Annotated in this window: 14 protein-coding genes; 1 reads left to right on the top strand and 13 read right to left on the bottom strand. The window is 63.3% G+C overall.

The window, feature by feature from the left end:
- The 6 genes from EOA33_RS13005 to EOA33_RS12980 form a co-directional block, all read right to left on the bottom strand.
- On the bottom strand, positions 1-309 hold a 309-nt coding region (locus tag EOA33_RS13005), incomplete at its 3' end, for a pyridoxal-dependent decarboxylase (protein ID WP_245482327.1).
- Between the two features lie 104 nt (positions 310-413).
- A complete protein-coding gene (locus EOA33_RS13000; protein WP_126054729.1) occupies positions 414-1,145 on the bottom strand; it encodes a peptidase in 732 nt (243 codons plus the stop codon).
- 30 nt (positions 1,146-1,175) lie between these two features.
- On the bottom strand, positions 1,176-1,970 hold the full coding sequence (locus EOA33_RS12995; protein WP_126054730.1) for a transglutaminase family protein: 795 nt from the start codon (positions 1,968-1,970) through the stop codon (positions 1,176-1,178).
- Positions 1,971-2,000: 30 nt separating this feature from the next.
- On the bottom strand, positions 2,001-2,942 hold the full coding sequence (locus EOA33_RS12990; protein WP_126054731.1) for an alpha-E domain-containing protein: 942 nt from the start codon (positions 2,940-2,942) through the stop codon (positions 2,001-2,003).
- A gap of 91 nt (positions 2,943-3,033) precedes the next feature.
- On the bottom strand, positions 3,034-4,446 hold the full coding sequence (locus EOA33_RS12985) for a circularly permuted type 2 ATP-grasp protein (protein ID WP_189363092.1): 1,413 nt from the start codon (positions 4,444-4,446) through the stop codon (positions 3,034-3,036).
- A gap of 172 nt (positions 4,447-4,618) precedes the next feature.
- Complete coding sequence (locus EOA33_RS12980; RefSeq protein WP_127405802.1) at positions 4,619-4,855, bottom strand: Lrp/AsnC family transcriptional regulator; 237 nt, start codon at positions 4,853-4,855, stop codon at positions 4,619-4,621.
- A gap of 220 nt (positions 4,856-5,075) precedes the next feature.
- On the opposite strand from EOA33_RS12980, the gene EOA33_RS12975 reads away from it, so the two are divergent.
- Positions 5,076-5,495 carry a DUF4864 domain-containing protein gene (locus EOA33_RS12975; RefSeq protein WP_127405801.1) on the top strand — a complete coding sequence of 140 codons (420 nt, stop codon included), beginning with the start codon at positions 5,076-5,078 and terminating at the stop codon, positions 5,493-5,495.
- Between the two features lie 5 nt (positions 5,496-5,500).
- On the opposite strand, the gene tgt is transcribed toward EOA33_RS12975, so the two are convergent.
- From tgt to coaD, 7 genes are all read right to left on the bottom strand, one after another.
- A complete protein-coding gene (tgt, locus tag EOA33_RS12970; RefSeq protein ID WP_127405800.1) occupies positions 5,501-6,631 on the bottom strand; it encodes a tRNA guanosine(34) transglycosylase Tgt in 1,131 nt (376 codons plus the stop codon).
- Positions 6,624-6,893, bottom strand: a complete 270-nt coding sequence (locus EOA33_RS12965; RefSeq protein ID WP_126054735.1) for a hypothetical protein — start codon at positions 6,891-6,893, stop codon at positions 6,624-6,626. Before EOA33_RS12965 ends, tgt begins: the two co-directional genes overlap by 8 nt.
- The gene (gene queA, locus EOA33_RS12960) at positions 6,883-7,974 is read right to left on the bottom strand and encodes a tRNA preQ1(34) S-adenosylmethionine ribosyltransferase-isomerase QueA (RefSeq protein WP_126054736.1); all 1,092 of its coding nucleotides are present in this window, start codon (positions 7,972-7,974) and stop codon (positions 6,883-6,885) included. The genes EOA33_RS12965 and queA overlap by 11 nt, the downstream gene beginning before the upstream one ends.
- On the bottom strand, positions 7,974-8,423 hold the full coding sequence (locus EOA33_RS12955) for a DMT family transporter (protein WP_127405799.1): 450 nt from the start codon (positions 8,421-8,423) through the stop codon (positions 7,974-7,976). Before EOA33_RS12955 ends, queA begins: the two co-directional genes overlap by 1 nt.
- Before the next feature lie 14 nt (positions 8,424-8,437).
- On the bottom strand, positions 8,438-8,950 hold the full coding sequence (locus EOA33_RS12950; protein WP_126054738.1) for a peptidylprolyl isomerase: 513 nt from the start codon (positions 8,948-8,950) through the stop codon (positions 8,438-8,440).
- 27 nt (positions 8,951-8,977) lie between these two features.
- On the bottom strand, positions 8,978-9,472 hold the full coding sequence (locus tag EOA33_RS12945) for a peptidylprolyl isomerase (protein ID WP_245455680.1): 495 nt from the start codon (positions 9,470-9,472) through the stop codon (positions 8,978-8,980).
- A gap of 109 nt (positions 9,473-9,581) precedes the next feature.
- Complete coding sequence (gene coaD, locus EOA33_RS12940; RefSeq protein ID WP_126054740.1) at positions 9,582-10,082, bottom strand: pantetheine-phosphate adenylyltransferase; 501 nt, start codon at positions 10,080-10,082, stop codon at positions 9,582-9,584.
- Positions 10,083-10,185: the final 103 nt, after the last annotated feature.

The following is a 10,185-nucleotide window of genomic DNA, read 5'->3' as shown; positions in this document are numbered from 1 at the left end:
CATGCACTGCGCCGCCATCGCCGAAGCCAGATACTCGGCAACCACCGAGACTGGGGCGGCATTGGCCGGGAAATAGGCGAAGAAGCGCGGGTGCTGCCAATGCGTCATGCCGGGCACGATCTTTTCCTCGAAATCGGCAAAGATCCTGTCCATCGGTTCCGCGGTTTCCGGCGGCGAGACCTCGATGGCATGGAAAACCTCGCCAGGGGCAAGCGCTGGGCGCACCGGCCGTTCGCGCAAGGTGTCGCGGTAGTCGACACCCCAGTCGGCGGCACGCCTAGACCAAGTGCGGAATTCGTTATTGTCCATGTTTCCTCCCAGTAGCCGGCCGCCGCGCCGGCAAATGCAACCGCTCGGGTGTTGATTAACATGTTAAATATATGAAGGCAATGATTCGGTGAGGTCGCGCCGCCCTACCCCGGAAAATCCGGCAGGCTGGCGAAAGCCGTCTTCAGCGCGTTCGACCAGCCGTCCGAGATTGTGCGGTAATAGTGATCGTCCTGGCCGATGCGCTTCTTGAGGCTGACCTTGAAGGCGTCCTTCTCGTAGAACAGCAGGTCGAGCGGCAGGCCGACCGACAGGTTCGACTTCAGCGTCGAATCGAAGGACACCAAAAGCAGCTTCACCGTCTCGGCCAGGCTCATCGTGCGTTCATAGGCGCGGATGATGATCGGCTTGCCGTATTTGGTCTCGCCGATCTGGAAGAACGGCGTGTCGTCGGTCGATTCGATGAAATTGCCCTCGGGATAGATCATGAACAGCCGCGGCGGGCTGCCCTTGATCTGGCCGCCGAGGATGAAGGAGGCGTTGAAGTAGGAATCGGCCTTGTCGCCTGCGGGCGAGGAATGAGCGATGACCTCCTTGACCGTATCGCCTACCAGCCGCACCGTCTGGTACATGGACGGCGTCTCGAGCAGCGTCGCATGGCGATCCGCCACTGCCTTGGTGCGCTCGTCGAGCAGGCTGACCACGGCCTGCGTGGTCGCCAGATTGCCGGCCGACATCAGCACAATGACGCGCTCGCCGGGCTCCTCCCAGACATGCATCTTCTTGAAGGTCGAGATCGAATCCATGCCGGCGTTGGTGCGCGTGTCCGACATGAACACGAGCCCGCGATCGATCTTCAGGCCGACGCAATAGGTCATGGGTACTCTTTAGCAGCGATTCCGCTGGAATTACTGCTCTACCGTGACAGTCACCGCAAGCTGTTCCTGCGCCTGTCCCAGCCTAATCCCCGATACCGGTGAGGCGTCGCGGTAGTCGCGCCCGGTCGCCACGCGCACATAGCGCTCGTCGGGGGAGATTCCGTTGGCGGCATCGAAAGCAACCCAGCCGAGGCCTTGGACATGCGCCTCGGCCCAGGCGTGGCTCGCCGCCTGCTGGACCGCCGCATCCATCATCAGATAGCCGCTGACATAGCGGGCCGGAAAGCCCATGGCGCGCGCCGCGGCAGCGAAGATATGGCTGTGGTCCTGACAGACGCCGGTTCTAAGCGCCAGTGCCTCTTCGGCCGGCGTCATCACAGTGGTGGCGCCAGGCTTGTAGGCGACACGCTCACCGATCGTGCCCATCAGCCGATGAAGCCGCTCGATATCCGTGCCCTTGCCCGCCGAGGCGGCAAGCTCGCGAATGCCTTCGCCGGCGGCGGTCAGCGGCGTCTCCTGCGCGAACAGCCAGAGCGGCGCAAAACCCTGGTGTTGACCGGATACGCCCGTGGTGTCGCGCGTCACCACCTCGCCCGAAGCTTCAATGGCGATGGCGTGAGGCTCGCCTTCGACGCTCAAAAGCCGGGTGTCGTTGCCGAAATGGTCGGTGAAGCGTACCTCCTCGCGCGCGCCATCGATCTTCAAAGCCCAGGACTGAACGGTCTGTGTGTGGCCGCTGACTGGCAGCAGCCGCAGCCGCTGCAAGAGATACTGCACCGGCGCATCGTAGCGGTAGTCTGTCCGATGGGTGATCTTGAGCCGCATGGCGTCAGTTTCCGGTTGCGAGCCTGATGCTCAATAGAACTTGTAATCCAGCGCGATCTCGTCGCCGAGCCTGGTGTTGTCGCGGATGAAATTGGCCAGGAACTCGTGCAGGCCGGCGTCGAATATGTCCTTGATTGAGCCCGCCCTCAGCATTGCCTGCGTCTTTTCGGCCGTGGCGTGACAGGCATGGCGCTCGCCATAGTCGTCGCCCAGGAATTTCAGGTGTTCGGCGAGGAAGCGGTAGCAGAAGGTCAGTGAACGCGGCATGCGCACGTTGAGGATCAGGTAGTCGGCGATGTTGGTCGGCTTGTAGTCGGCGTCGTAGACCCAGCGGTAGGAGCGATGCGCCGACACCGAGCGCAGGATCGATTCCCACTGATAGTTGTCGAGCGTTGAGCCGACCCAGGAGATCGACGGCAGCAGCACGTAGTATTTGACGTCGAGGATGCGGGCCGTGTTGTCGGCGCGCTCGACATAGGTGCCGAGCTGAGAGAAATCGAAGATCTCGTTGCGCAGCATGGTGCCGTAGAACGAACCGCGGATCAGCGCTGTCTCGCGCTTGATGGCGTCGAGCACGTTCGGCAGGTCGCGCTCGTCGATGGGCCTGGCCAGCATGCGCTTCAGCGACATCCAGGCCTCGTTGATGCTTTCCCAGGTCTCGCGCGTCAGCGCAGTGCGCACCATGCGGGCATTGTTGCGGGCGGTCTCGATCGAGGACATGGTGCTCGACGGGTTCGAGGTGTCGCGCAGCAGGAAGTCGGAAACGTTGGCAGCGGTATAGTCCTGGTACTTCTGGCTGAAGGCGATGTCGGAGCCCGCGCTCAGCAGCACCGAGTTCCACTCCTCGGACGCATTCTGCGTACGGGTGAGCGCCATGCGCAGGCCGGCATCGACAAGGCGGGCCATGTTTTCGGCCCGCTCAATGTAGCGGTTCATCCAGTAGAGCCCGTTGGCGGTACGGCCCAAAAGCATATCAATTTGCCCCGATGTCGAGCGAATAGCGAATAGCGAGTAGCGAGTAGGGAAGAATGCGTCTCATGATTGCTGCGTCCCCCTGCCCAGCTCAATCATCCAGCACCCACGTATCCTTGGTACCGCCGCCCTGCGAGGAATTGACCACCAGAGAGCCCTCTTTGAGGGCCACGCGCGTCAAGCCGCCGGGCACGATCTGGATGCGGTCGGAGACCAGCACATAGGGCCTGAGGTCGACATGGCGGGGCGACAAGCCCTTCTCGGTGAGGATCGGGCAGGTCGACAGCGCCAGCGTCGGCTGGGCAATGTAGTTCGATGGCTTTGCCGCGAGCTTCTTGGCAAAGTCCTGGCACTCCTTCTTGGTCGCCGCAGGCCCGACCAGCATGCCGTAGCCGCCGGAGCCGTGCACTTCCTTGATGACCAGCTCGCTGATGTGCTCCAGCACATATTTCAGGCTGTCCCCCTCGGAGCAGCGCCAGGTCGGGATGTTGCCGAGGATCGCCTTGCGGCCGGTGTAGAACTCGACGATCTCGGGCATGTAGGAATAGATTGCCTTGTCGTCGGCGATGCCGGTTCCCGGCGCATTGGCAATGGTGATGTTGCCGGCGCGGTAGACGTCCATGATGCCGGGCACGCCAAGTGCCGAGTCCGGGCGGAAGGTGAGAGGATCGAGGAAAGAATCGTCCACGCGCCGGTAGAGCACGTCGATCTGCTTGTAGCCTTCCGTCGTGCGCATCGCGACATGGCCGTCGACGACGCGCAGGTCCTGGCCCTCGACCAGCTGCACGCCCATCTGGTCGGCGAGGAAGGCATGTTCGAAATAGGCGGAGTTGTAGCTGCCCGGCGTCAGCACGGCGATGGTCGGCGCATCCTTGGTGCCCTTTGGCCGCACCGCGGCCAGCGACTGGCGTAAGAGCTGCGGATAGTTTTCGACCGGCCGCACCTTGATCTGCTGGAACAGCTCGGGGAAGAGCTGCATCATCGTCTCGCGGTTCTCCAGCATGTAGGAGACGCCGGAGGGCGTGCGGGCATTGTCCTCCAGAACGTAGAACTCGTTCTCCGAGATGCGCACGATGTCGACGCCGATGATGTGGGTATAGACGCCGGCCGGCGGCCTGACCCCGATCATTTCCGGCAGGAAGGCCTCGTTCTTGGCGACCAGTTCCCTGGGCACGCGGCCGGCGCGCAGGATTTCCTGACGGTGGTAGATGTCGTCGAGGAACGCGTTCAGCGCCTGGACGCGCTGCTCGATGCCTTGCGTCAGGCGGCGCCATTCATTGCCGGAGATGATGCGCGGGACGATGTCGAAGGGGATCAGCCGTTCTGAGGCTTCCTGCTCGCCATAGACGGCAAAGGTGATGCCGGTCTTGCGGAAGACGCGCTCGGCGTCCTGCATTTTCTGGGTAAGCCTGGCCGGGTCTTGCTCCTTCAGCCAGCGATCATAAGCCGAATATGGTCTTCTCAGTCCGGAAACTTCCGGAAGCATTTCATCAAACGCTGCCAATCGCGTACTCCCCTGTGACACCATTTCACTGGCGTCGTCGGAGAAAATCAAGCGCAATCGGTGATTTGATGGATGCCGGCGGTCGTTATGTCAGGACTGCTTAAGATTGAGGCAGGGCCGACGGGGCTGGGTCAGGCTTTGCCTCGCGCCCGGGCAAACGACAAAGGGCGACTCAGAAGGCGCGGAAAGTGACGATGGTGAAGGTGTCCTTGATGCCGGGCAGAATCTGCACCTTCTCGTTGATGAAGTGGCCGACGTCCTGCTCATCCTCGACATAGAATTTGGCGAGCAGGTCGTAATTGCCGGCGGTCGAGTAGATGTCCGAGGCGATCTCGGCATCGGCAAGCGCGCCGGCAACCTCATAGGCCTTGCCCAGATCGCACTTAATCTGCACGAAAAATGCCTTCATTGCCGGTCCTGCCTAGCCTCTGCGCGAATAAGCGGCCCTTTTGGCAGAGTGGCGCCCAGCTTTCAAGCACCAGCCGAAAGGCGCCGAGCAACGAGCACCAAGCATGGCGGCATCGCCGAATCGCGGCGCCTGCGATTTGCTGAAACCACCAAGCGGCGCCATGCGTATGTTAGGATGCATCTTCGGACTGCGATTTCCCCTGGGGACAATGGAGGCAGGCATGCGCCGCTCGTTATTCGCATTCGCAATCATTCCATTCCTTTTCCTGTCCTCGGCGCTTGCAGGCGACGCCGAGGTCAAGGCGGCGCAGACGGTCATCGACAGCCAGTTGAAAGCCTTCATCGCGAATGACGGCGTCAGGGCCTACAGTTTCGCCGCGCCGAATGTGAAACGCGTCTTCCCGACGGTCGACATGTTCATGAACATGGTGACCAACGGCTACGCGCCGGTGCGCAAGCCGCAGAGCTATGCCTTCGGCAAGGTCGAGGAGACCGGTCCGACCTCGATTATCCAGCAGGTGATGATCGTCGGGCCTGATGGCAAGGATTACGAGGCGGTGTATACGCTGGAGCAGCAGCCCGACGGTAGCTTCCAGATCACCGGCTGCAGCCTGCGGGCCTCGACGTCGCTCAGCACCTGAGCCGGTCAGAGCACCGGAATATCACCCCGCGCCCAGCCTTCGGAGATCTCTGCGGCACGTGCATCGAAGGCCTGCGCTTCGATCGTGGCGCGGATGTCCTGCATCAATTTCTGATAGTAGGAAAGATTGTTCCAGGTGAGCAGCATCGCGCCAAGCGACTCCTGCGAACGCACCAGATGATGCAGGTAGGCGCGCGAATAGTCGCGTGCGGCCGGGCAGTCGCTCTCCTCGTCCAGCGGCCTCGGATCGTCGGCATGGCGGGCATTGCGCAGGTTGACCTTGCCGCGGCGCGTATAGGCGAGGCCATGGCGGCCGGCGCGGGTTGGCATCACGCAATCGAACATGTCGATGCCGCGCGCCACCGATTTCAAGATGTCGTCCGGCGTGCCGACGCCCATCAGGTAGCGCGGCCGGTCGGCAGGCAGTTCCGGACAGGTGATGTCGAGCATGTCCAGCATCACCGCCTGCGGCTCGCCGACGGCCAGCCCGCCGACGGCGTAGCCTTTCAGGTCCATGGCCTTCAGCGCCTGCGCGGAGCGCACGCGCATGGCCGCGCTGTCGCCGCCCTGGACGATGCCGAACATCGCCTTGCCCGGCTGGTCGCCGAAGGCCGCCTTGCAGCGCTCGGCCCAGCGCAGAGACAATTCCATCGCGCGCTCGATCTCCTTCGGCTTGGCTGGAAGTGCCGTGCATTCGTCGAGCTGCATCTGGATGTCTGAGTCGAGCAGGCCCTGGATTTCGATCGACCGCTCCGGCGACATTTCGTAGGGCGCGCCGTCTATATGCGAGCGGAAGGTGACGCCCTTTTCCGAGAGTTTTCTCAGCTTCGACAGCGACATCACCTGGAAGCCGCCGCTGTCGGTGAGAATCGGATGCGGCCAGCGGGCGAATTCATGCAGGCCGCCGAGCTTCGCCACGCGCTCGGCGCCCGGCCGCAGCATCAGATGATAGGTGTTGCCGAGGATGATGTCGGCGCCGACGCCGCGCACCTGGTCCATGTACATGGTCTTCACGGTGCCACCGGTGCCGACCGGCATGAAGGCCGGCGTCCGGATCTCGCCGCGCGGCATCGAAATCACGCCGCGCCGCGCCCTGCCGTCGGTGGCAAGCAGCTTGAAGGTGAAAGCCTCAGCCATGGAAGTCCTTGTCGTGCACAGGCGCGCCGGGTGCCTGCTCGTCGAGCGACTGCCGGTAGCGGATGCAGCCGCGCATGAATTTTTCCCAGGGCGGCACCGCGATGGCAGGTTCGGTCTTTTCCGGCAGCAGGGCCCAGAGGTCGGGGTGATGCCAGCAGAGATCGTGGCCGGTGGAGTCGCGATGGGTGCGAATGCCGGCGCGCAGTTTCTTCACCTCCGCGACCAGAGCGTCGCGGTCCATGTGTTCCAGATCATCGTCCATCGCTCGTCTCCGCTCGGTAAAGCAAGCTGGCGTCTCCGTAGGAGTAGAACCTGTAGCCGCTGTCGATGGCATGCGCATAGGCCGCGCGCATCGTCTCCAGCCCGCTGAAGGCCGAGACCAGCATGAACAGCGTCGAGCGCGGCAGATGGAAATTGGTCATCAGGAGATCGGCCGTCCGGAAACGGTAGCCGGGCGTGATGAAGATATCGGTCGGACCCGACCAGGCGGCGAGCCTGCCGTCCGGCGTGGCCGCGCTTTCCAGCAGGCGCAGCGACGTCGTGCCGACGGCGATGATCCGCGCTCCGCGCGCCTTGGCCTCGTTGAGTGCTTGAGCGGTCTCGGCGCTGACCGAGCCGGTTTCGGCATGCATCTTGTGGTCGGCGGTGTCGTCCGCCTTGACCGGCAGGAAGGTGCCTGCGCCGACATGCAGGGTGACGAAGCGGCGCTCGATCCCTTTCGCGTCCAATGCGGAGAACAGCTCTGGCGTGAAATGCAGCCCGGCGGTGGGCGCGGCGACGGCGCCCTCCTCCCTGGCATAGATGGTCTGGTAGTCCCTGCGGTCGCGCTCGTCGTCATCGCGCTTGGAGGCGATGTATGGCGGCAGCGGGATGTGGCCGACCGCATGCAGCGCCTCGTCGAGAAACGGACCGGACAGATCGAAGCCAAGCAGCACCTCGCCCGCCTCGCCCTTCTCGATCACCGTGGCGTCGAGCCGGCCGAGAAAGCAGGAATTGGTGTCATGGCCGAAATGGATGCGATCGCCCGCGGCGATGCGCTTGCCTGGCCGCATGAAGGCCTGCCAGCGGTCGGGCGCCACCCGCATGTGCAGCGTTGCCTCGACCTGCGCCTGTGCCTCGCCGCGCTTGCGGATGCCCTTGAGCTGCGCTGGAATGACCTTGGTGTCGTTGAAGACGAGGACGTCGCCTTCCTTGAGCAGCGACGGCAGGTCGCTCACCGCGCGGTCGGCCAGCCCCGCGCCGCCCGGTCTGACGACCAGCATCCTGGCGCTGTCGCGCGGCTCGGCCGGACGCAATGCAATGCGGTCTTCCGGCAGGTCGAAATCGAAGAGGTCGACGCGCATCAATAGAGCCGGATGAGCAGCGCTCCGGCGAGCAGCAACGCGGCGCCGGCAATGCGGCCGAGCGAGATCTCGTGCACCGCCACGCCCAGGAAGCCGGCGCGGTCGATGAGCATGCCGGCCAGCAGTTGGCCTGCGACCAGGAACGCCATCAGCGCGGCGGCGCCGATACGTGGCGTCAAAATCGTCGAGAGCGTGACGTAGAAGCCGCCGAGCATGCCGCCGGCGATGAACAGCCATGGCGCGGGCGCTTTCCAGTCTAGCGAAATGCCCTGCAGCTTCACCACCACGAGAGCGATGATGCCGAGCACGACCGCGCCCGACAGGAACGAGAACGCAGCCGCGGCGACCGGGAGGCCCAGGCCGCGCGCCAGCTGCGAATTGATGGGCGCCTGAACGGCGATAAAGGCGCCGGACAGGATGCCAAGCAGGGACCAGACGGCGCCCATCATCGTGGTTTCACACCTTACTTGACGTCGGCCGCGACCTTGAGCGACACGATCTTGTCGGGATCCTGCACCGGCTCGCCGCGCTTGATCTTGTCGACATTTTCCATGCCTTCGATCACCTGGCCCCAGACCGTGTACTGGCGGTTGAGGAAGGCGGCATCGTCGAAGCAGATGAAGAACTGCGAGTTGGCCGAATTCGGGTTCTGGGCGCGCGCCATCGAGCAGGTGCCGCGACCGTGGTTGGCGTTGGAGAACTCGGCCTTCAGGTCGGGCTTGTCCGAGCCGCCCATGCCCGCGCGGGAAGGCGCGAAGGAGGCCTTGCTCGAATTGCCGAACTTGACATCGCCGGTCTGCGCCATGAAGCCGTCGATGACGCGGTGGAAGACGACGCCGTCATAGGCGCCTTCGCGCGCGAGCTCTTTGATGCGGGCGACATGGCCGGGCGCCAGGTCGGGGAACATTTCGATGACGACGTTGCCCTTGGTTGTTTCCATGATGAGCGCGTTTTCGCGGTCCTTGATCTCAGCCATGTCAGATATCCTTTTGAGAAAACAGATTTATTTGTCGGCGGCGATACGCACTTTGACCATGCGGTCGGGGTCTGCGACCGTGCCGTTGTCCGCCTCGTCGCCCTTCTTGATGTTGTCGACCAGCTCCATGCCGCTGACGACATTGCCGACGATGGTGTACTGGCCATCGAGTGACGACGCCGGCGCGAACATGATGAAGAACTGCGAATTCGCGGAATTCGGATCCTGCGAACGGGCCATGCCGACCACGCCGCGCTTGTAGTGCTCGGTTTGCGAGAACTCGGCCGGCAAGTCAGGCAGGTCGGAGCCGCCGGTGCCGACGGCCTCGGGGTTGAAGCCCTTCTTCATGTTGCCGAACTTGACGTCGCCGGTCTGCGCCATGAAGCCGTCGATGACGCGGTGGAAGGCGACATTGTCATAGGCGCCCTCGCGCACCAGCTTCTTGATCTGCGCCACGTGCTTGGGCGCCAGATCGGGGCGCAGCGCGACGGTCACGTCGCCGTCCTTCAGCGTGATGATCATAGTGTTTTCCTTGTCGGCGGCGAAGGCCGGGAAGGATGCCGCCACGAGGCCGGCCAGCACGACGAGGAACGAAGCGAGCTTCTTCAGCTGCATGGAAGTCTCCGGAGTTTTATTTCGCGAATTTGGCGGTGAGCGCGCCGGCGACGGCCGCCGGCACGAAGGGGCGGATGTCGCCTCCCATCGAGGCTATCTGGCGGACAAGTGTGGCGGTAATGGTTCTGACCGACGGGCTGGCGGGCAGAAAAACCGTCTGCAGTTCCGGCGCCATGGTCTCATTCATGCCGGCCATCTGCATCTCGTAGTCGAGATCGGTGCCATCGCGCAGGCCGCGTATCATGATCGAGGCGCCCTCTCTCCTCGCCGCGTCGATGACCAGGCCATCGAACGCCACGACCTTTATGCGGGCGCCGTCGCGACCGAACTCGGCCTTGGTCGCCGCTTCGATCAGCTTCACCCGTTCCTCGAATGAAAACAGCGGCTTCTTGCCGGGGTGGATGCCGATCGCCGCATAGACGATGTCGGCCACGGCGAGCGAAGCCTTCAGCACGTCGAGATGGCCGTTGGTCAGCGGGTCGAAGGAGCCTGCGTAAAGGGCGATGCGTTCGGTCATGGCAGGCTTCTAGCGGGCGCGCGGACGGAAGGCAAATCCGATTGATGCGGCATCCGTGAACCTTTTCGCAGACTGAACGACAGATGAATGCGACGATCAGGAA

Origin of the sequence: Mesorhizobium sp. M4A.F.Ca.ET.050.02.1.1 (assembly GCF_003997725.1) — a bacterium.
GTDB lineage: Bacteria > Pseudomonadota > Alphaproteobacteria > Rhizobiales > Rhizobiaceae > Mesorhizobium.
This window is presented reverse-complemented; position numbering and strand designations above follow the sequence as displayed.

Bases quoted from the DNA above. Each gene is read 5' to 3' on its own strand.
- EOA33_RS12965 (WP_126054735.1), bottom strand. From the start codon at position 6,893: ATGGACGATGATCTGGAACACATGGACCGCGACGCTCTGGTCGCGGAG.
- EOA33_RS12945 (WP_245455680.1), bottom strand. From the start codon at position 9,472: ATGATCATCACGCTGAAGGACGGCGACGTGACCGTCGCGCTGCGCCCC.
- queA (WP_126054736.1), bottom strand. From the start codon at position 7,974: ATGCGCGTCGACCTCTTCGATTTCGACCTGCCGGAAGACCGCATTGCA.
- EOA33_RS12975 (WP_127405801.1), top strand. From the start codon at position 5,076: ATGCGCCGCTCGTTATTCGCATTCGCAATCATTCCATTCCTTTTCCTG.
- EOA33_RS13000 (WP_126054729.1), bottom strand. From the start codon at position 1,145: ATGACCTATTGCGTCGGCCTGAAGATCGATCGCGGGCTCGTGTTCATG.
- EOA33_RS12950 (WP_126054738.1), bottom strand. From the start codon at position 8,950: ATGGCTGAGATCAAGGACCGCGAAAACGCGCTCATCATGGAAACAACC.
- EOA33_RS12980 (WP_127405802.1), bottom strand. From the start codon at position 4,855: ATGAAGGCATTTTTCGTGCAGATTAAGTGCGATCTGGGCAAGGCCTAT.
- EOA33_RS12995 (WP_126054730.1), bottom strand. From the start codon at position 1,970: ATGCGGCTCAAGATCACCCATCGGACAGACTACCGCTACGATGCGCCG.
- EOA33_RS12955 (WP_127405799.1), bottom strand. From the start codon at position 8,423: ATGATGGGCGCCGTCTGGTCCCTGCTTGGCATCCTGTCCGGCGCCTTT.
- EOA33_RS12990 (WP_126054731.1), bottom strand. From the start codon at position 2,942: ATGCTTTTGGGCCGTACCGCCAACGGGCTCTACTGGATGAACCGCTAC.
- tgt (WP_127405800.1), bottom strand. From the start codon at position 6,631: ATGGCTGAGGCTTTCACCTTCAAGCTGCTTGCCACCGACGGCAGGGCG.
- coaD (WP_126054740.1), bottom strand. From the start codon at position 10,082: ATGACCGAACGCATCGCCCTTTACGCAGGCTCCTTCGACCCGCTGACC.